General features: G+C 31.0%; 21 protein-coding genes. 16 read left to right on the top strand and 5 right to left on the bottom strand.

What is annotated here, in order from left to right:
* Nucleotides 1-74 precede the first annotated feature (74 nt).
* The 3 genes from AC3VJB_RS11385 to AC3VJB_RS11375 form a co-directional block, all read right to left on the bottom strand.
* The gene (locus tag AC3VJB_RS11385) at nucleotides 75-776 is read right to left on the bottom strand and encodes a TIGR04282 family arsenosugar biosynthesis glycosyltransferase (protein ID WP_437823482.1); all 702 of its coding nucleotides are present in this window, start codon (nucleotides 774-776) and stop codon (nucleotides 75-77) included.
* A 111-nt stretch (nucleotides 777-887) separates the two neighbouring features.
* A complete protein-coding gene (locus AC3VJB_RS11380) occupies nucleotides 888-1,634 on the bottom strand; it encodes a uroporphyrinogen-III synthase (protein ID WP_047787881.1) in 747 nt (248 codons plus the stop codon).
* Nucleotides 1,635-1,648: 14 nt separating this feature from the next.
* Nucleotides 1,649-2,287 carry a DUF4271 domain-containing protein gene (locus AC3VJB_RS11375; RefSeq protein WP_349264703.1) on the bottom strand — a complete coding sequence of 213 codons (639 nt, stop codon included), beginning with the start codon at nucleotides 2,285-2,287 and terminating at the stop codon, nucleotides 1,649-1,651.
* Nucleotides 2,288-2,332: 45 nt separating this feature from the next.
* On the opposite strand from AC3VJB_RS11375, the gene AC3VJB_RS11370 reads away from it, so the two are divergent.
* The 4 genes from AC3VJB_RS11370 to AC3VJB_RS11355 are packed head-to-tail and all read left to right on the top strand — an operon-like array spanning nucleotide 2,333 to nucleotide 5,375.
* Nucleotides 2,333-3,088 carry a polyprenol monophosphomannose synthase gene (locus AC3VJB_RS11370; protein ID WP_231128370.1) on the top strand — a complete coding sequence of 252 codons (756 nt, stop codon included), beginning with the start codon at nucleotides 2,333-2,335 and terminating at the stop codon, nucleotides 3,086-3,088.
* A 4-nt stretch (nucleotides 3,089-3,092) separates the two neighbouring features.
* Nucleotides 3,093-3,554: a GNAT family N-acetyltransferase gene (locus AC3VJB_RS11365; protein ID WP_437823481.1), complete on the top strand. Its 462-nt coding sequence runs from the start codon at nucleotides 3,093-3,095 to the stop codon at nucleotides 3,552-3,554.
* Nucleotides 3,555-3,560: 6 nt separating this feature from the next.
* Nucleotides 3,561-4,901 carry a dihydroorotase gene (locus AC3VJB_RS11360; RefSeq protein ID WP_437823480.1) on the top strand — a complete coding sequence of 447 codons (1,341 nt, stop codon included), beginning with the start codon at nucleotides 3,561-3,563 and terminating at the stop codon, nucleotides 4,899-4,901.
* Entirely contained in the window at nucleotides 4,902-5,375 is a 474-nt protein-coding gene (locus AC3VJB_RS11355) for a DUF4296 domain-containing protein (RefSeq protein ID WP_173358939.1), read from the top strand. It begins immediately after the preceding gene.
* Here AC3VJB_RS11355 and AC3VJB_RS11350 read toward each other — a convergent pair.
* The gene (locus tag AC3VJB_RS11350) at nucleotides 5,358-6,377 is read right to left on the bottom strand and encodes an SDR family oxidoreductase (protein WP_437823479.1); all 1,020 of its coding nucleotides are present in this window, start codon (nucleotides 6,375-6,377) and stop codon (nucleotides 5,358-5,360) included. The genes AC3VJB_RS11355 and AC3VJB_RS11350 overlap by 18 nt on opposite strands.
* 62 nt (nucleotides 6,378-6,439) lie before the next feature.
* On the opposite strand from AC3VJB_RS11350, the gene tyrS reads away from it, so the two are divergent.
* The 6 genes from tyrS to AC3VJB_RS11320 all read left to right on the top strand — a co-directional run bounded on the left by tyrS (nucleotide 6,440) and on the right by AC3VJB_RS11320 (nucleotide 12,246).
* A complete protein-coding gene (tyrS, locus tag AC3VJB_RS11345; protein WP_437823478.1) occupies nucleotides 6,440-7,744 on the top strand; it encodes a tyrosine--tRNA ligase in 1,305 nt (434 codons plus the stop codon).
* Between the two features lie 431 nt (nucleotides 7,745-8,175).
* Nucleotides 8,176-8,544, top strand: a complete 369-nt coding sequence (locus AC3VJB_RS11340; protein ID WP_239178205.1) for a hypothetical protein — start codon at nucleotides 8,176-8,178, stop codon at nucleotides 8,542-8,544.
* A gap of 163 nt (nucleotides 8,545-8,707) precedes the next feature.
* Complete coding sequence (locus tag AC3VJB_RS11335) at nucleotides 8,708-9,502, top strand: MbnP family protein (RefSeq protein ID WP_073182234.1); 795 nt, start codon at nucleotides 8,708-8,710, stop codon at nucleotides 9,500-9,502.
* A 98-nt stretch (nucleotides 9,503-9,600) separates the two neighbouring features.
* Nucleotides 9,601-10,632, top strand: coding sequence for a cytochrome-c peroxidase (locus AC3VJB_RS11330; protein ID WP_167712799.1), 1,032 nt, complete (start codon nucleotides 9,601-9,603; stop codon nucleotides 10,630-10,632).
* A complete protein-coding gene (locus AC3VJB_RS11325; RefSeq protein WP_083574777.1) occupies nucleotides 10,595-11,581 on the top strand; it encodes a transporter family protein in 987 nt (328 codons plus the stop codon). Before AC3VJB_RS11330 ends, AC3VJB_RS11325 begins: the two co-directional genes overlap by 38 nt.
* A gap of 122 nt (nucleotides 11,582-11,703) precedes the next feature.
* Nucleotides 11,704-12,246 (top strand): DUF2911 domain-containing protein, encoded by a 543-nt coding sequence (locus AC3VJB_RS11320; RefSeq protein ID WP_159488601.1) that lies wholly within the window; start codon nucleotides 11,704-11,706, stop codon nucleotides 12,244-12,246.
* 77 nt (nucleotides 12,247-12,323) lie between these two features.
* On the opposite strand, the gene AC3VJB_RS11315 is transcribed toward AC3VJB_RS11320, so the two are convergent.
* A complete protein-coding gene (locus AC3VJB_RS11315; protein WP_159488599.1) occupies nucleotides 12,324-13,322 on the bottom strand; it encodes an SAM-dependent methyltransferase in 999 nt (332 codons plus the stop codon).
* A gap of 205 nt (nucleotides 13,323-13,527) precedes the next feature.
* On the opposite strand from AC3VJB_RS11315, the gene AC3VJB_RS11310 reads away from it, so the two are divergent.
* From AC3VJB_RS11310 to AC3VJB_RS11285, 6 genes are all read left to right on the top strand, one after another.
* Nucleotides 13,528-14,178, top strand: a complete 651-nt coding sequence (locus AC3VJB_RS11310; protein WP_159488597.1) for a hypothetical protein — start codon at nucleotides 13,528-13,530, stop codon at nucleotides 14,176-14,178.
* A 163-nt stretch (nucleotides 14,179-14,341) separates the two neighbouring features.
* Nucleotides 14,342-17,161 (top strand): leucine--tRNA ligase, encoded by a 2,820-nt coding sequence (leuS, locus tag AC3VJB_RS11305; protein ID WP_497667156.1) that lies wholly within the window; start codon nucleotides 14,342-14,344, stop codon nucleotides 17,159-17,161.
* 107 nt (nucleotides 17,162-17,268) lie between these two features.
* The gene (locus AC3VJB_RS11300) at nucleotides 17,269-17,721 is read left to right on the top strand and encodes a hypothetical protein (RefSeq protein ID WP_125064420.1); all 453 of its coding nucleotides are present in this window, start codon (nucleotides 17,269-17,271) and stop codon (nucleotides 17,719-17,721) included.
* 82 nt (nucleotides 17,722-17,803) lie between these two features.
* Nucleotides 17,804-18,271, top strand: coding sequence for a hypothetical protein (locus AC3VJB_RS11295; RefSeq protein ID WP_047787864.1), 468 nt, complete (start codon nucleotides 17,804-17,806; stop codon nucleotides 18,269-18,271).
* Between the two features lie 106 nt (nucleotides 18,272-18,377).
* The gene (locus AC3VJB_RS11290) at nucleotides 18,378-19,334 is read left to right on the top strand and encodes a hypothetical protein (RefSeq protein ID WP_159488589.1); all 957 of its coding nucleotides are present in this window, start codon (nucleotides 18,378-18,380) and stop codon (nucleotides 19,332-19,334) included.
* 284 nt (nucleotides 19,335-19,618) lie between these two features.
* Nucleotides 19,619-20,587: a GNAT family N-acetyltransferase gene (locus tag AC3VJB_RS11285; protein WP_497667155.1), complete on the top strand. Its 969-nt coding sequence runs from the start codon at nucleotides 19,619-19,621 to the stop codon at nucleotides 20,585-20,587.
* The last annotated feature ends 7 nt before the right edge of the window (nucleotides 20,588-20,594 follow it).

The raw sequence follows: 20,594 nt of genomic DNA, 5'->3' as shown, positions 1-20,594 counted from the left end.
GAGAATCATCAAAGAGTAAATAAAAAGCGAAGCATTTTACTACTAAATGAATGATTGTTATGATATTGTTGTACTTAAGAAAAAATGGAAGTTCTTTGTGAAGTTGTAGGAGAACCTTTGTTGTAAAGTACTGAGGTGTATTGATATCTGTATGTGTATGAGGTATTGTAAAAACTTTTTCTCAATAAGAGAAGTATCTTATTAATTAGATATTTTAGGAAACTGTTCGTTGAATAACGATTTAAAAAATAGATTAAATCGTTTTTTGAATCAATATCTTTTAAGTATGCGAGTTGTGATACAGAATGTTCGTTTTTTTTAAGTATTTTTTTTAGCGTACTAAATAAATCGGGAGTTTTCCAAGGAAGTGTTGCAAAACTTTTCTTGTTAAAATGTTTTTGATTAATGGCGAGTAAATAAATACCTCCATCTATTGAAGGACCTAAAACAGGAAAGTCGTTTTGAAGATGGTCAATAGCCTTTTGTAGGTGGGAAGCGTTTAAATTTGGACTGTCATTTCCTACAACAATTATGTTATGAAACCCTTTGGCAAAAGTGTTTTCTATAGCGTTTGTAAAACGCTGACCAAAAGTAGCTCCTATTTGGTGAGTTTCATTACAAATACATATTTGAGCGTTTGTTTTTGAAGCTTCAAAAACAATCTTTTTATTTAAATAGTCAAATAACTGTTCCCCTTTTTCTAAAAACTTATTTTCAGCCTCTCTTTTAGAAGAGTTTGCAAAAATAAGAATAGCTATACTGGGTTGTTTTGACATTTATGGACTTTCCATTAATTAGAATAAAATGGAAAAGTCGAAAGAAATATATTTGCATTACAAAAAAAAGCCGCTAATTTAATTAGCGGCTTTTTAAAGCAAGTAGGCTATTTATTTTTTATTAGCTTCTTTAATATATTTTTCTAAAGCCATAGTCATTGAAGGTGTTTCTGGTGTCGGAGCAGCAATATCTACACGTAAACCTCTATCTTCAACAGCTTTAATAGTAGTGTTTCCAAAAACAGCTATTCGAGTATTGTTTTGTTTGAAATCAGGAAAGTTTTCAAATAAACTATCAATCCCTGATGGACTAAAGAATACCAAAATATCATAAAAAACATTTTCTAAATCAGATAAGTCACTGACTACAGTTCTATATAAATCCGCACGTTTCCAGTTAACTCCCAATTTATCTAATTCTTCAGGAATTAAAGATTTTAATTTATCAGAAGAAGGAAGTAAAAACTTCTCGTCTTTATGTTTCTTGATTAATTTAGTTAACTCAGGAAATGTTCTATTACCAACATAAATTTTACGTTTACGGTACACAACGTATTTCTGTAAATAATAGGCTACAGCTTCAGATTGACAGAAGTACTTCATATCATCAGGGACAGTAAAACGCATTTCTTCAGCGATTCTAAAAAAATGATCAACAGCATTTCTACTGGTAAGTATAATGGCTGTGTAATTGTTTAAATCAACTTTTTGAGCTCTTACTTCCTTTACAGGTATTCCCTCGACATGAATAAACGATCGAAAGTCAACCTTAACCTTTTGCTTTTCTGCCAAGTCAAAATATGGCGATGTTTCTGTTTTTGGTTTTGGTTGAGAGACTAAAATAGTTTTAACTTTCATAAACTTTCTCTTTATTACGTAGTTGTTGTTTTATAAAGAATTAATAGCGGTGCTATTTCAAGGGTGCAAAAGTACAAAATAAAATAAAACAACTTACTAATTACAAGTTTTTTATTATTTGTTAAAATTAAAAAGACCCTAAAAACAAGCAAGATACAGAAAGAATAAATTAAGAAAAGTTTATTTGTAAAAGTGTATTGATACAGTATGATAATGGGAAATAACCAAATGCTAAGAACATATAAATAACCCGATTTTGTATATAAAAAATAGCTTACGGTTTTAGATAAACCAAGAATATTTGCCAATGCATAATCTAAAAAAAAACGAACAGAAAAATATACAGAAACAAACAAGAAGAGTCCTAAAAAAGCTAGAAAACTATGAGAATATATTTCTGATACTAAAGTGAAAAATAAAAATAAAGAAATAACAATTATAGAAAAAGAAAACAGTAACAATTTAAAAGGTGTGAAAAAAGAAACACCTTCTTCCATTCTTTTATGAAAAAAACCAGGAGTTACAAAAGCAATAGTATATCCATATAACTTAGTAGGTTTTAGTAGCTTCATCATAGCCAATAATACAATAGCTAGTATGATAACTAAAGTAATCCAATTATCATTATATACAACTCTTTCTATTGCTTTCAATTGTTTTTATACTTTTTTAATTAACACAAAATTAGTAATAAATAAATGTATCTTTGCCCAGATTTATATGAAAATTACATGAAGTCAGACGCTTTAATCATAATTCCTACGTATAATGAAAAAGAAAACATTGAAGCTATTATTCGAGCAGCCTTTAGTCAAGAAAAGGTGTTTCATGTGTTGGTTGTAGATGATAGTTCCCCTGATGGAACTGCAATAATTGTAGAAAAGTTACAAAAAGAATTTCCTAATCAGCTTTTTATTGAAAAAAGAAAAGGGAAAAGTGGATTGGGAACTGCGTATATTCATGGTTTTAAATGGGCAATTTCTAAAAAATACAATTATATTATAGAAATGGATGCTGATTTTTCACATAATCCAAAAGATCTTATCAAATTATACAATGAATGTGTTAATAATGGAGCAGATGTAGCTATTGGTTCAAGATATTCAGTAGGGGTAAATGTTGTTAATTGGCCAATGAGCAGAGTGTTATTGTCTTATTTTGCATCAAAATACGTACGGTTAATAACCAGAATGCCTATTCATGATACGACAGCTGGTTTTGTATGCTATAAAAGAAAAGTTTTAGAGACAATTAAGTTAGATAAAGTTAAATTTGTAGGATATGCTTTTCAAATTGAAATGAAATACAAGGCGTGGAAGCACAAATTCAATATCAAAGAAGTCTCAGTTATTTTTACTGATAGAGTCTTAGGAAAGTCTAAATTAAGTAAAGGCATAATCAAAGAAGCTGTTTTTGGAGTGATAAAAATGAGAATTAACGGATTACCGAAATAGGAGAATGACCACAATTACGACAAGAGAAGCAAAAAAAGAAGATTTAGAAATCTTGTTAGGGTTTGAACAGGGTGTAATAGAAGCTGAAAGACCTTTTGATTCATCACTGAAGGAAGGAAAAATTAGTTACTATAATCTGAAAGAAATGATTTTTGCTGACAATGTACATTTAATTGTGGCAGTATTTGGAGATGAAATTGTGGGGTCAGGTTATCTCAGAATAGAAAAATCTAGAAGTTATCGTAAAAATGAACATAATGGATATATTGGTTTTATATATGTAAAACCTAATTTTAGAGGTAAAAAAATAAGTGCTTTAATTTTGAATTCGTTAAAAAATTGGGCAAAAACCAAAGAAATACGAGAGTTAAGACTTGATGTTTACAACGACAATTTATCAGCAATAAAGGCGTACGAACGCTTTGGTTTTAACAAAAGTTTGATTAACATGAAAATGGAAATTTAGTAGAAAATGAAACAATCATATTTAATTAAAAACGCACAAATCGTTAACGAAAACAAGGTTTTTAAAGGCGATGTTTTAATAGAAGGAGAATTTATTAAGGAAATAGGAGAAAATATAATTCCTATAGATGATGTATTAATGGTTGATGCAGAAGGAAAGTTTTTAATTCCTGGTATGATTGATGACCAAGTGCATTTTCGTGAGCCAGGTTTAACACACAAAGCAAATATAGCTACAGAAAGTAAGGCTGCAATTGCAGGAGGAATTACTTCTTTTATTGAAATGCCAAATACAGTACCTCAAGCAACAACTCAAGAATTATTAGCAGACAAGTTTGATATTGCAAGTAAAACATCGTATGCTAACTATTCTTTTATGTTTGGAGGAACTAATGACAATTTAGAAGAGTTGTTAAAAACGAATCCAAAAGACGTTGCGGGAATCAAACTATTCTTAGGTTCTTCAACAGGAAATATGTTAGTTGATAATGAAGAAGTATTAGAGAAAATATTTTCGTCAACTAAAATGTTAATCTCTGTGCATTGTGAAGATGAAGCTACCATTAGAAAAAATACAGAAGAATACAAAGCAAAATACGGTGATGATATTCCTGTAAAATACCATCCGTTAATTCGTAGTGAAGAAGCTTGTTATTTATCATCTTCAAAAGCAATTGAATTAGCAAAAAAAACAGGAGCACGTTTACATATTTTCCACTTATCTACAGAAAAAGAAACGCACTTATTCCGAAATGATATTCCGCTAGAGGAAAAACAAATTACGGCAGAGGTTTGTGTACATCACTTATGGTTTACCGATGCTGATTATGATAAAAAAGGAACACATATTAAGTGGAATCCTGCAGTAAAAACTCAAAAAGACAAAGATGGTTTATGGAAAGCTTTGTTAGATGATAGGATTGATATTATTGCAACCGACCATGCACCGCATACCTTAGAAGAAAAGGATAATGTTTATACAAAGGCACCTAGTGGAGGTCCATTAGTACAGCATGCAGTTCCAGCTATTTTAGAAAAGGTGAAAGAAGGAGTGTTGCCAATAGAAAAAGCAGTAGAAAAGATGAGCCACAATCCAGCGAAAATCTTCAAAGTTGAAAAAAGAGGATTTATAAAAGAAGGTTTTTATGCTGACTTGGTTTTAGTTGATGCAGATAAGAAATGGACGGTTGATAAAGAAAACGTATTGTATAAATGCGGATGGTCTCCGTTTGAAGGAGTTGAGTTTTCAAATCAAATAACACATACTTTTGTAAACGGAAACTTAATGTATAACGAGGGAATTTTTAACGAAGAAATTAAAGGGAAACGATTATTATTTAACAGATAAATGAAGTCTTTTTTTTACATATGTATTGGTTTGTTTTTGGTGTCGTGTACCAGTAATACGATATACAAAAAGCCTGACAACTTAATTCCGAAAGATTCTATGATTTCGTTATTAACCGATATGTATATTGCTTCTTCTGCCAAAAATCAAAAAAATAAGTTTTTAAAGAGAGAAAAAAACTATATGTTTTTGGTATACGAAAAGTATAGAATTGACAGTACTCGCTTTGATGCTAGTAATACATATTACACTTCTATGGTTGATGAGTATACTGAAATTTTAAATAAAGTAAAAAAGAACATTGATACACTAGACAGTTTATATAGAAAAAAGCAGGAAGTTCAAGACTCTATAAAGGGTATCAAAAAGGATACAATTTTAGATAAGGGACTATTATTAGACGATTCCCGTAAAGAATTAATAAAAAGAGAAGATAGAGAGTTTGAAAAAAAGGACTTAAAGAAGATTAAGTAACTTACTTTTAAACTCTTTAGAAACTCTAGTAATTACATTATTAATAGACTCAAATTCAAAATCAAGTTGTTCTATAATTTTTTTAGAAGTATAGAACGATTTGTTGTGAGCAGATTTTGCAGAGTTCTTAGTTAGTAAAGGCTCCTTACCAGTAAGCTTTGTTAAAAACCAGTCGATTTTCCAAAATATTGAGGTAACAAACTGTCCTACTTTTTTTGAAGGTCTTTTTTTATTTAGATTATCAGCAATACTAAATAAAACATCTTTAAACGATTTGTTTTCTGAAACAAGAATAAAACGTTCATTTTTTATGTTAGAATTCATTAGATCTATCATAGCCTTCACCACATCATTTACTCCAACAAAGCCAGTAACACCTTCAGTGTAAAAGTTAAATCCATTACTTATTTGAGTAAACATTTTACCAGAGCCTTCATTCCAAAAACCTCCTCCTAAAATTACACCAGGATTCACAATTACTACACTTAAATCTTCTTGGCTACCTCTCCAAACTTCCATTTCAGCACCATACTTGGTAATTGCATATCCATGATTTTCATCACTATCAAGCCATTCGTTTTCTTCGTTAATCGGTTTTCCATTAATAGCGTTACCAACCGCAGCGATGGAACTTACAAAACAGAATTTATCTACGTTAGCATCAATAGCAAAGTTGATTAAGTTGGCAGTTCCTTCAATGTTTACCTGACGCATTTTTCTATAATCTTTTGGGTTAAAAGAAACCAATGCAGCACAATGATAAACCTGTGTGATGTTATCAAATACAGGTTCTAGGGAAGGAATATCAGTAATGTCAGCTTGTATCCACTCAATTTTAGAAAAATACTGTTGCACATTATCTGTATAAAAAGAAAAGATTTTCTTAACATATTCACGCTTTTCTTCAGTTCTAAAAATAGCTCGAATCTTGTCGTTTTTTTGGCTTAAATGATATAATAAATGTGAGCCTACTAAACCTGTTCCTCCTGTAACTAAAATCATAAAGCGAATTTAGTTTATTTTGGTTGATAAACTTATCTTTGCCTCTTTAAAAATAGAATAAAATGACCAAGAATTTAGTAGAAGAATTACAATGGCGTGGAATGATTCACGACATTATGCCAGGAACCGAAGAACAACTTCAAAAAGAAATGACTTCGGTTTATATTGGCTTTGATCCAACTGCAGATTCGTTACACATTGGTAGTTTAGTTCCAATTATTTTACTAGTTCACATTGAAAAAGCAGGGCATCAGCCAGTAGCTTTAGTAGGAGGTGCAACAGGTATGATCGGTGATCCAACAGGAAAATCAGATGAGCGTAATTTGTTAAATGAAGAAGCTTTAGCTAAAAACGTAGCAGGTTTAAAAAGAACATTGGGGCGCTTTTTAGACTTTGATAACGGAGCTAAAAATTCTCCTTTATTAGTAAACAATTACGATTGGATGAAGGACTTTTCATTTATCGAATTTGTACGTGATGTTGGTAAGAGAATCACTGTAAACTACATGATGGCAAAAGATTCTGTAAAAAAACGTATTACAGGAGAAGCGGGTAACGGGATGAGTTTTACAGAGTTTACGTATCAATTAATTCAAGGGTATGATTTCTATCACTTATATAAAACCTTAAACTGTAAATTACAAATGGGAGGTTCTGACCAATGGGGTAATATTACCACAGGTACCGAACTAGTTCGTAGAATGACACCAGGTGAAGATGCAAAAGCATTTGCAGCTACTTGCCCATTAATTACAAAAGCTGACGGTTCTAAATTTGGAAAGTCTGAAGGAGGAAATGTTTGGTTAGATGCAGATAAAACGTCAGTTTACAAGTTTTACCAATTTTGGCTAAATACTTCGGATGAAGATGCTGAAAAGTATATTAAAATATTTACGTTTTTAGATAAAGAAACTATTGATGCTTTAATTGCTGAACATAAAGAAGCACCACACCAAAGAGCATTACAAAAGAAGTTAGCTGAAGAAGTAACAATTTTTGTACACTCTAAAGAAGAGTTAGATAAAGCGATTGCTGCTTCAAATATTTTATTTGGAAAGTCAACAGCTGACGGCTTAAAGAATTTAGATGAACAAACCTTTTTAGATGTGTTTGATGGTGTAACGCAAGCTGAGGTAACATCGGAAGACATAGCTGAAGGCTTAGATATGATTGCAGCCTTAGCCGCTAAAACTGGATTCTTAAAATCAAACGGTGATGCAAGAAGAGCTTTAAAAGAGAATTCAATATCAGTAAATAAAGAAAAAGTAAGTGAAGACTTTGTTATCACTTCAAAAGACCTTATTGCTGATAAATACGTGTTATTACAAAGAGGTAAGAAAAATTACTTTTTATTAAAGGTAGTATAAAGAAAATCGTAGGCAAAAACTAAAAAAGCCCTTAAAAGAAATTTCTTTTAAGGGCTTTTGTTTATAATATATAAACAAACGTGAGAAAATAGTTGTTAATTACGAAACTGCTTTTAAATCAAATGTTAAAGGGCACCTTTTACAATTAACACCTTTCTTTTGATATTTGTTACAGCATTTACTTTTAGGCTTAATACAATTACTTGTACATGCGGAGCTGCAAAAAGTAACTTTTTCTAGTCTCTTAATAGAAGCTTTAGAGGTAACTTTCTTGGTTTCAGTATAAAAAACAATCATTATTCTTCAATAAAATCTTCGCAAAGATAAGTTTTTTATTTAGAACAAATTAAAATAAAACAAAAAACATGTATTTTTATTATTGATTATAAGTAGGGATAATCGTATCTTTGCGTGAGAAAAAAGTCCTTTTTTTGATAAAAAAACTAAGCATATATTTTTTTGTTGCACTCTACATGATAGCCATGTTGCGCCCAATAGCTCCTTTTGTTGAGTATGCAATAAATTATGATTATATATCAAAAGTTTTATGTATTAATAAAGATAAGCCAGAATTAAACTGTAACGGTAAGTGTCAGTTAATGATGGAGCTTGAAAAACAACAAGACGACGACTTTAAATCGCTACGAATCTCGATGGAAGAATATCCTATTGGGTTTGTTTCTATTCTTAATATAAATTTAGAAGAAAAACAGTTTGTAAAAGAGAAAGGAACATTTTCTTATAAAAAAAACTATCACTACTTATTTAATAAAGAAGTATTTCATCCTCCTATTATTTAATCTTCATAATTGGCTAAAATTACTACTAATTGGTTACAAATAACGTAATCAAAAGAGTAGACTATTGTAAAATAAAAACAAGATTAAAACACAATTTACAGGTAAAAAGTTTAATGATGCTCAGCATTGTTAAAGAAGTACTGTAGTATATAAAAATTAAAAGATGAAAAAAATATTAGCTATCATAGCTTTTGCTATGGTGTTCACTTCATGTAGTGACGATGAAATAATTAATGATAAATTAGAAGGAAAAAACGAAGTAGTAATAGAATTCGATAACGGTTTTGCTGAAGACAAGCTTTTATTAGGGACTTCAACATACACGAATGGAAATGGAGAAGTATTAACTGTAAATTCTTTCGATTATATCGTAAGTAACTTTGTGCTTGTAACAGAAGAAGGAGAAGAATTTGTATACCCTAAAGAAGAAAGTTACTTTATAATTAGTGAAGGAGGAGGAGACAAACCTAAGAAAATTCAAATATCACTTAAAGACGTACCAGCAGGAAAGTATACAAAAGTTAAATTCGGAATTGGTGTAGATCAAGAACGATTTAAAGAAGGACAAGCTGTTCAGCAAGACTTTTGGACTTTAGCAGAAAAATACAATTTAACTTGGAGTTGGCAAGCGGGTTATAAGTTTGTGGTTTTAGAAGGAAATTACAAAGAAAACACTACTAGTGATGAAAAACAATATATGCTTCATATTGCAAGTAGAGGAACAACAGTAGATTTATATAAGGAAGTAGAATTACCTATGGATGCTGCTATTGTGAGTAAAGAACAATCACCACAGTTGCATATTAAAGTAGATGCCAATACAATGTTAGATGGTAAATCTAAAATTAAACTTTCAGAAGGTGCAACTATTATGGGGGGAGATAAAGCAGCTACCATAGCAGAAAACTATACTGAGATGTTCATGGTTCACCATGTACATCATACAAACCATCATTAATTAACACATCTAATCAAAAAGAATAGGGTGAAAGTTCACTCTATTCTTTTAAGTGTAATAGGCTAATTGAAAAAAATTAGCTATTAATACCGTATGTAATGAAAAAAATAATGATTGTCTTGCTAGTATGTTCTTTTTTTAGTTGTAAGCAGGAAGATGTGTATACTAATGTTGAATTAGCTTTTGAACAACCGAGCAACTTTCCTGAACCTCATTATAATTTAAGCTCAAACCCAATTACAGAAAAGGGATTTGAGTTAGGGAAAAAGCTTTTTTATGAAGGAAAACTATCATCAGACGGAGTAGTTTCTTGTGCTTTTTGTCATCAGCAAAAGTTTGCGTTTACACACCATGGACATCAATTAAGTCACGGTGTAGAAGATAGAGTAGGGACTAGAAATACGCCTCCAATTCAAAATATGGCTTTCCAAAAACAGTTTTCATGGGATGGAGCTGCTTTTCACTTAGATATATTTCCAATAATACCAATTACCAATCCCGTTGAAATGGACGAAACAGTAACCAATATTTTGGAAAAACTACAACAAGATACAGCTTACCGAAAGTTGTTTAGTCAAGCTTTTGAAGATGGAGAAATCAATGCTGACAACACGTTTAAGGCGATGTCTCAATTTATGTTAATGATGGTTTCAGCCAATTCAAAGTACGATAAATATGTTCGAGTGGAAAAAGGAGGAGAGTTTTCTGAGCAAGAAAAAAAAGGATTAGAGCTTTTTAAATCAAAATGTGCTTCTTGTCATACATCTGACTTGTTTACAGATGATGCTTTTAGAAATAATGGTTTACCAATAAACCCAGAAATTAACGATTTAGGAAGAATGACGGTTACCTTATTAGAAGAAGATAAATACAAGTTTAAAGTGCCTAGTCTAAGAAATATTGAACTTACTGCTCCGTATATGCATGACGGTCGATTTGGGTCTTTAAAATCAGTATTGAATTTTTATGCAACAGGAGTTCAAGAAACCCAAAACCTAGATCCAATTCTTAAAAATGAGAATGGAACAATCGGAATAGCATTAAACGAGCAAGAAAAAGAAAACATTATAGCCTTTTTAAAAACATTAACAGATGAAGAATTTATCACAGATAAAAGATTTGCCGAATAAAGTACTACTCATATTAGTATTATTAATTTCAGGACAAATACAAGCGGACACATTCCCTAAGCGATATGAGCTATTTTTAGACTGCGATGCTTGTGGTTGTAGTAACAGCGGAGGTAGTTTAGGAATGGGAGGAATAATAGATAATAATTTTGTTGGTGTACGTTATTTACACCAAAAATACCAATCAAAAGATGGGATTTTTAACAACTCTCCAATTATAAATGAGTATTTTAATACAGTACAAGTTTGGTCTCGAATTCCAATTATTAAAGAGTATTTAGAAGCCCAAATTTTTGTTCCTTTTCATTTTCATTCAAGAGACTATGTTGATAAAACAACAGCTATTGAAGGTTTAGGAGATATATCTTTTTTAATTAATTATACCGTTTTAAATAAAAATACAGGAAGTTATAAAGAAGAAAAAGATAAGGTTATATCTTCTAATCATTTATTAAAAGTTGGTGGAGGGTTAAAGTTACCAACAGGAACTTACAACGAAGCAATTAATAATTCAATAAACCCTAGTTTTCAATTAGGAACAGGAAGTGTTGATGTAATAACGAACCTTCAGTACGTATTTAAGAGAAATAATTTTGGAGTTACAAATTATCTTAATTATTACATAAAAACTACAAATAAAGAAGAATATCGATTTGGAAATCAATTTAATTTCAATAGTACTTTCTTTTATGCTTTTAAAGATAGTAAGCAAAATAGTTTTGTGCCTTCAATAGGAGTTTCAGGAGAATTCTATGAAAGTAATAAAATGATTGGATTAAAAGTTAAAAATACTGAAGGTCATGCATTGTTTTCTAGCTTAGGTGCCGAGTATAATGCAAAAAAATTAACAGTAGGAGCCTTAGCAATGTATCCAATACAGCAAAATTTAGCACAAGGAACTATAGAAGTAGAATATAGAACATCTATTTACTTGAATTACAATTTTTAAGAAAATTATTCTTTGCTTGTTTAGAGTCAAAAAATAGGATTGTTTTAAAAAAAGAGTGAATTTTACGTAAGGATTCTTAAATTTGATGACAAAACCCTCAATTAATAATTAAAAATAAGAACATGAAAAAATCAATTTTATCAATTATCGTGCTCGCTGTAGCTCTAGTTTTTTCAAACGAAGTAACAGCTCAAAAATTTGCGAATTTAGATAAAAGTCCAATGGATGCAGCTGCTTTTCCTAGTAGTTATAGAATTTCAGATAAAAAAGTAAAAGTTGTTTATAGCCGTCCACAATTAAAAGGAAGATCGTTAGCAAAACTAGCTCCTATGGGAAAAGTATGGAGAACAGGAGCGAATGAAGCAGCTGAAATTACATTTTATAAAGATATAACTTTTGGAGGTAAAAAAGTAAAAGCAGGAACCTATACCTTATTTACAATTCCAGGGGAAAAAGAATGGACTCTTATTTTAAATACAGCTAAAAATGTTTGGGGGTCTTACTTTTATAACGAAAGTGAAGATGTAGCTAGAGTTACTGCTCCTACTTCTAAGTCGGACGAAACAATTGAAGCTTTTTCAATTGTTTTTGAAGGAGAAGATGATACATTTAACATGTACATTGGTTGGGACAACGTTATTGTTACTGTTCCTATAAAAGGATAAGCAAAAGAAATTTCAGAAATAAGAAAAGCATAACTAATTTGGTTATGCTTTTTTTGTTTAAAATAATCTAAGAAATATTATTGCTCTAGTTTGTATTTTAGCTCAATATCTGGATGCATTTGGTAAGTGTAAACAATTGAATTAAATAGGAAAGGATGTTCAATTCCCATTTCAAGAGGAATTGTTAAAGAAGACTCGTTTCTTGTTAGCCAGATATTATCATAAATATGCACCAATGTGTCTAATAGTAAGTAATTGTACTGTTCTATATTTAATGATTTTACAGCTACTTTTTTATCGGGTAGTTGAGTAGAAATAATATCAGATTTGTTTAATGAAATAACCTCTCTAACATTTATAATGGTGTCAATTTCTTCAGTTATATGTTTAGAATCTGTAATTGAATTAACCGATAAGCTCATTTTTATCAAAACATTTTCTGGAATTACAGCAATATCTTCTGATAGTTGAGGTAGTAGATTAAATAAAATAGGAACATAACACTCTCTGTACAACAAAGCATCCAATGTTTCACTAAAGAGTATATGAAACTTTTCAGGTTCAGGTATTTTAAAAGTAACAGCGTCTGCAGTATAATAGTTCGTTACATAATTGGTAAGTTTTAATTTTTGAATAAGGATTTTCGCATATTTTAAAGACTTATCATTAATTTCTAGTAAAGAAAACTGTATTTCTTCAGGACTAAAAAGCGGAGCAATTAGAGTAACAAACGGAGCATAAGGTCCACAACCAGCATAAAAAATATGAATTGTTTCATTAGGATGGTCTTGTTGCTTTTTTTTAATTGCCATTACCATAGCCTTTAAAAACTTCACAGTTCGTTTATAATCTAACAAACACTGTGCAGCATGGTTTAATCCTAAAGCTTTTCCTTTTGAAGTTGTTATGGCTGCTAAGTGCTCTATATGATTTTCAAATCCAGTGAGCTGAGTTAATTCTTTAAAGTAAGTATGTATTTCGTTTATTAAATTTTCAATTTCAGATTGTTCAATAGAGTCTTTAAGTAAAGTAGATACTTTTTCTTTAATATCTAAAGCCGTTATATTTTCGTTCATAGTAGGTTAGTTGTTAAGTTTCCTAAATTATAAAAATATAGCCAAGTAAGGCTAGCTACACCAAGCTTTTTTGAAACTTAAATTAAATCGCTCATTACTCAAAAACAATCAGTAAAGACATTTTAAAACGTTTATAAACATACAATTAATATCTTCCAGAAAGTATTTTACCAATACGTTTACAATTAACTTTAAACTTTAAAAAATGTCTACAAATTACACAACGCTATCCGTTACAAATCAAACCTCAAAACCAGTAGAGGTTTACGTAACTTTTGCAGCATCAAATGCTGCTAATAAATGCTGTCCATCTCCTGTTGGAGTGTCAGATTTTAGTTTTTTAACCAAAGTGAATAAACTCATGGGAAAATTTGAATTAGGAGCTAAGGATACTAAAGAGTTTGATCCGAAAGGAGAATGTTTTAGTGGAAATATTTGTTTTTATATAGAACCACAGTGTCCTGTAAAAGGAGCAGACTTTAACCACGGAGCACAAGGAACGAGTATTGCAGAGTTTACATTAAACCCAAATACCTCATGTGCTGAAGCTTTTGATATAAGCTGTGTTAATGGAATAAATAGCTTTATTGCCATGGAGGTAGACAAGGATGGGGGGTGGAATTACGGACCAAATAAAACACCTATTAGTAGAATTTATAATAAAAAGTTACGGAAAAACTCAGGTAATCCAGGAGTGTTTCCTGTAAACTGCACCGATTGTATTCAATTAAAAGGCGATAAACCATGCCCTACATTACCTTATGGACCACCTCAAAAAGAAAGGATATGTAACATTCAGCGATCGGAACGTGGGGGAACATTAAAAGTAATTTTAACAGATACATCATTAGGATAATATAATAAACTCTCTCTTATTTCAATTTTAAACCTTGCAAAGCTTATAAGGCTTGTGAGGTTTTTTGTATTTATTTAAGTTTTCATGCTGTATTAAAAGAACTAAACTTTTTACTTATCAACAATAACTGTAAATTTGCATCCTTTAAAACAAGCGATTACAAATGCAATACAATCACCAAGAGATAGAAAAAAAGTGGCAAAAGTACTGGGCAAATCAAGGTACATTTAAAGCTGAAAATAATTCTGATAAACCAAAATATTATGTGTTAGATATGTTTCCTTATCCATCAGGAGCAGGATTACACGTTGGGCATCCGTTAGGATATATCGCATCTGATATTTATGCACGTTACAAGCGTCATAAAGGGTTTAATGTATTGCATCCACAAGGATATGACTCTTTCGGGTTGCCAGCTGAACAATATGCGATTCAAACAGGACAACATCCAGCAATTACTACCGAAACGAATATTAAAACTTACCGTCGTCAGTTAGATAACATTGGGTTTTCATTTGATTGGTCTCGCGAAGTTCGTACTTCAAATCCTAAGTACTACAAATGGACACAGTGGATTTTTATTCAACTATTTAACTCTTGGTATAATAAAGACACTGATAAAGCAGAAGATATTGCAACCTTAGTAGCTAAGTTTGAAGCAGAAGGAAACGCGAATGTAAATGCCGTTTCTGATGAGGATGTACAGCAATTTTCTGCGGAAGAGTGGAAAAGCTTCTCAGATACAAAACAACAAGAAATACTATTACAATACCGTTTAACATTCTTATCTGATACCGAAGTAAACTGGTGTCCAGCTTTAGGAACAGTACTAGCTAATGATGAAATCGTAAACGGAGTTTCAGAACGTGGTGGACATCCAGTAGTTCGTAAAAAAATGACCCAGTGGTCTATGCGAATTTCTGCCTATGCACAACGTTTGTTAGACGGATTACAAAATATTGATTGGCCACAACCATTAAAAGATTCTCAAACCAACTGGATTGGTCGTTCGCAAGGAGCGATGGTTTCTTTCGATGTGGATGGTCACGATGCTAAAATAGATGTATTTACAACACGTCCTGATACTATTTTCGGAGTGTCTTTTATGACCTTAGCTCCAGAGCACGATTTAGTAGCGAAAATTACCACTGCAGAACAAAAAGAGGCTGTAGAAGCTTACGTAGAAGCTACAGCAAAACGTTCAGAGCGTGATCGTATGGCAGATGTAAAAACTATTTCAGGAGTGTTTACTGGGGCGTATGCGTTACACCCATTTACAGGAAAACAAGTACCGATTTGGATTGGTGATTATGTATTAGCAAGTTACGGAACAGGAGCAGTTATGGCGGTACCATGCGGTGATCAACGTGATTACGATTTTGCAAAACATTTCGGATTAGAGATTCCAAATATTTTTGCAGATGTTGATATTTCTGAAAAAGCAAACGATGTTAAAGATGGAGTCAAATTAACCAATTCTGATTTTTTAGACGGTTTAAACTATAAGAAAGGAATGAAAACTGTAATCTACGAATTAGAAAAACGTGGATTTGGTTACGGAAAAATAAACTATCGTTTACGCGATGCAGTATTCAGTCGTCAACGTTATTGGGGAGAACCATTCCCAGTATATTACAAAGACGGAATGCCGCAAATGATTGAAGCGAAGCATTTACCAATCGTATTACCGGAAGTAGAGAAATATTTACCTACTGAAGACGGAAAACCACCGTTAGGAAATGCTGAGGTTTGGGCGTGGAATAGTATTGAGAATAGAGTAGTGAGTAATGAGTTGATAGACAACGAAACTGTTTTCCCATTAGAGTTAAACACAATGCCAGGGTGGGCAGGAAGTTCTTGGTATTTTAACCGTTATATGGACTCGAATAATGAAGGAGAATTTGTTAGTAAAGAAGCGGTTGACTATTGGAAGCAAATAGATTTATATATTGGAGGTTCTGAACATGCTACAGGGCATTTATTATATGCACGTTTTTGGCAAAAATTCTTATTTGATAGAGGATTGTTACCTGTGGATGAGTTTGCTAAAAAACTGATTAACCAAGGTATGATTTTAGGAACTTCTGCTTTTGTATATAGAGTAGAAGGAACAAATACATTTGTTTCTAAAGGGTTAATAGGAGATAAAAAAGTACAACCTATTCATGCTGATGTTTCATTGGTAAATTCTTCTGATGAGTTAGATGTTGAAGCATTTAAGAAACATCCATTAAATGTTGATTTTAAAGATGCTGAATTCATTTTAGAAGAAGGTAAATATATTGTAGGTCGTGAGGTAGAAAAAATGTCGAAATCGAAATACAATGTGGTAAATCCAGATTTGATTTGTGAAGAATACGGTGCGGATAGTTTACGTTTATTTGAAATGTTCTTAGGGCCGTTAGAGCAAACCAAACCCTGGAAAACATCTGGTATTTCAGGAGTGTATTCTTTCCTAAAGAAATTATGGAAATTATTTACTGATGAAAACGGTATCAACGTTTCTGATGCAGAACCAACTAAAGACGAGTTAAAAACCTTACATAAAACCATTAAAAAAGTAGAAGAAGATATTGAGAACTTCTCGTTCAATACGTCAGTTTCTACCTTTATGATTGCGGTAAACGAGTTGACTGCTCAAAAGTGTAATAAGAGACAAATTTTAGAACCTTTATTAGTGCTAATTTCTCCGTATGCTCCGCATATTGCAGAAGAATTATGGAGTCAGTTAGGGCACAATGAGTCTATTGCAACTGTAGTTTTTCCGAAATTTGAAGAAAAACATTTAGTTGAAAGCTCAAAGAACTATCCAGTTTCTTTCAATGGAAAAATGCGTTTTACTTTAGAATTACCGTTAGACATGAGCAAAGATGAAATTGAGAAAACAGTCATGGCACATGAAAAAACACAACAACAATTACAAGGAAGAGAGCCTAAAAAAGTAATTATTGTTCCAGGAAAAATTATAAACATTGTAGGGTAAGTTAACCTTAAATAAATATAGAAAGCCCACAAGCAATTAATTTGTTTGTGGGTTTTTATTTTTAAGCTAAATTCGCAACCTATAAAAACAAATTAAAATTTAAACAAATGAAAAAGATTTTTAAAATTAGCTATGCGGTTTTGATGTGTCTTACTTTAGTAATGAGTAGTTGTTCTGATAGCGATAATGATCCAGAAGGAATCGCAAACACAAAATTATCAGGAAAAGTATTAGGAACAAGTTTTACGGCCAAAGGAGGTAAAGCATTTATGTCTGGAAATAATGAACTTTCAGTAAATGTAACCAATATTCAAGCAGATTGCACTTCTGATGTTCTCAACTACGAATTAAAAATTACAACTTATGTGAAAGCAGAGTTAGGAACTTATAATAATGTGAATGTAGTTTTTAATAAGAAAGGAGCGAATCCTTTAAATTACCTTCAAGGAGCTGTTGAGGTTGTAAGGTTAACAAGTAATGAAGTTACCTTAAAAATAAAAGCAAATTCAAGTTCAGATAATTCAATAGAAGGCTTTTTTACGGTTCCTTTTTGTGAGTAACAATAACAATAAACTATTTATTTAGTGCTTTTTTATTTTAGGTTATATTAGCGCTTATTAAAAAATAATAAATATTCAATAAATGAAAAATTTTTTCAAAATTAGTTATGTAACTTTAGTATGTTTAACATTGGTAATGACTGGTTGTTCAGATGATGATAATACGGACAACATAGGTACTCCAATACCCAGTACTATTTTAAAAGGAAAGGTATATGGAAAAGATTTTACTGCTAAAGGAGGGAAGTCATTTGCATCAGGAAAAGATGGAGAAGTTTCAATTAATATTACAAACGAAGAGGTAGGTTGTGATTCAGATATTTTTGATTATAAGTTAGAAGTTTCTTTATTAGTAGAAGGTAAAGTTGGAACGTATAATGATGTAAATGTTGTTTTCAAAGATGGAGAAGGAAACTTAGTTAATGTTTTGGGATCAAATGTTGAAGTTGTAAGTATTTCAGATTCTAAAATTAATTTAAAAATAGAAGCTAAATCAATCGATAAACAAAATAAAGTATCTGGTTCATTTGAAGTAGAATACTGCAAATAGAGTTTTTAAAATATAATTTAGAAAGACTTTTACATTTATGTAAAGGTCTTTTTTTATACGACAAAACCAAAAACTTTTCTCAAATTTGCTTTCCAAAAAATAAAACATGAAAAAAGTATCTCTCACCAGCTCTTGGGTTTTTGCAATAATTCCAATCGGAATTTTCTTTTTTGTAGTATTTCCTCAGTTACAAAACATGTATGAATCATTTCATAAGAGAGAAATTGAAGTACAACAAAGTGCACGAAAACTGGACTCATTACAACAACTTACTAAACCTACAAGAGAAGATTTAAACAATATAAAACGTCTAGAAATTACAGTTCCAATTCATCAGTTGAGTATAGATAAACAACGGTACACCTATTATAAAACAGGCGGAATGCTGGCAGTATTAGCTTTTATGTTTATTGGTATGTTTGGTTCTAGTTACTGGGCAAAAAGAAAGAAAAACTCGTCAAATAATAAACAAATAGAATTTTCTTTTGAAGATTTTACAACAGATGCTATAGGGCAATACATTTCTTGGGATCCAGTTAAAGGGTCAGGGAGTAATTTTTTAAGCGAACGTTTACGAAAAACGAGTTCTGGATATAAAATTACTTCGAGCACTTATATGAAATTTATGGCTTGGAGTTTCTTTTTGATGGGATTAAATTATGTGGCTTGGTCTTATATAGAGTTTTTTGAGTTTTCAAAAGAGCCATTAACCTTTATGCAAGGAGGAAAAATGTTTTTCATCTCAGGAGGTCCCTTTGTATTAATAGGAGTTTTTTTATTGTTTTCATTTGGAGCTAAAGCTTTTTTAAACTCACAAAAAAGAAAGGTATTAGTAGATGGTGAAATTATATCTTTTCAGCAAGTATATGCTTTACAAGTTTTATCAAAATTTATTCAAGGAAACAAGTCTGGAGGTTACCATTGTTACGAGGTGAATTTAGTTACTCAAAGTGGAGAACGTTATAACTTGTTAAATCATGGAGATAAAGAATACTTGTTGAGCGATATGGTAAAAATAAGTAGATTTTTAAAAGTGCCTGTTTGGAATAATGGTGTCATTTAAAATAATTTATAGAGTAATTAACAAACTTTTACTAATTTACACGAATACAAATCGCAAAAAACACTATTATTTTATCCTGTAAAAAAAAATCATCCAATATACGCTACTTTTCTTCAGTAAGGGAGATACCTGAAAATGTTTGGAAAGAGCTTGACTGTGTAGATAATTTATATTTTCAACCAGCGTATTTAGAAGCTTTAGAAAAGAACAATCAACAAATACAGTTTTCTTATATTTTATTATTTGATGAAAACAAAGAAGCAATAGCCTTTGCTACTATTCAATTGGTAGATTTTTATTTAGAAAGTGTTCAAAATAATTTACAATCGGTTGTAGAATGGATACGATGTATAGGGAGGAAACTACATTTGTTGTCTCCTCAAAAACCATTTAAAATACTTACATGCGGTAATACTTTTGTAAGTGGAGAGCACGGAATATTTATTAAACCAAATAAAGATAAAAAGCGAATTGTAAAACAGCTAGCTAAAGCTATTGTAGCCTTTGAAAAAGACATTTCAAAAGAAACAATTGATGCTTTTATGTTGAAAGATTTTGTAAACGAATCGCTTTTTATTACCGATGCATTACATAGTGTAGGATATAATTCGTTTAATGTAGATCCAAATATGATGTTAACGTTAGATGATAATTGGAATACTTTTGATGATTATTTAGCAGCATTAAAAACAAAGTATAGAGTAAAAGCAAAAAAAGCGTTACAGAAGAGTAAAGACTTACGAACGGAAGAAGTAAGTATTGATGTTTTGAAACAATTATTGCCAAGTGTGACGTCATTGTATAAAAATGTATCAAACAAGGCAAGCTTTAATTTAGGGTATTTTAATATAGAAACGTATATATCTTTAAAAGAAAATTTAAAAGATAACTATGTTATTAAAGTATATTGGTTAGGAACCAAGTTAGTTGGGTTTTTGTCAGGAATAAAAAATAAAAACTCATTAGATGCCCATTTTGTAGGAATTGATTATACCGTAAATAAAACCTATGCTATTTACCAACGAATGCTATATGATTATATATTATTGGGTATAGGCTATAATATAAAAACGATAAATTTTGGAAGAACAGCTAGCGAAATAAAAAGTTCAGTAGGAGCAACACCACAGGACTTAACAATTTATTTACGACATAGAAAAAGCATTCCAAATCGTATTTTAAGCTTATTTTTGAACAGAATTCAACCAACAGAATTTAGGTTAATAAAGCCTTTTAAAACAAAACAAGTATAAAGAATTA

The organism is Tenacibaculum sp. TB-53, from assembly GCF_059716285.2.
This window is presented reverse-complemented; position numbering and strand designations above follow the sequence as displayed.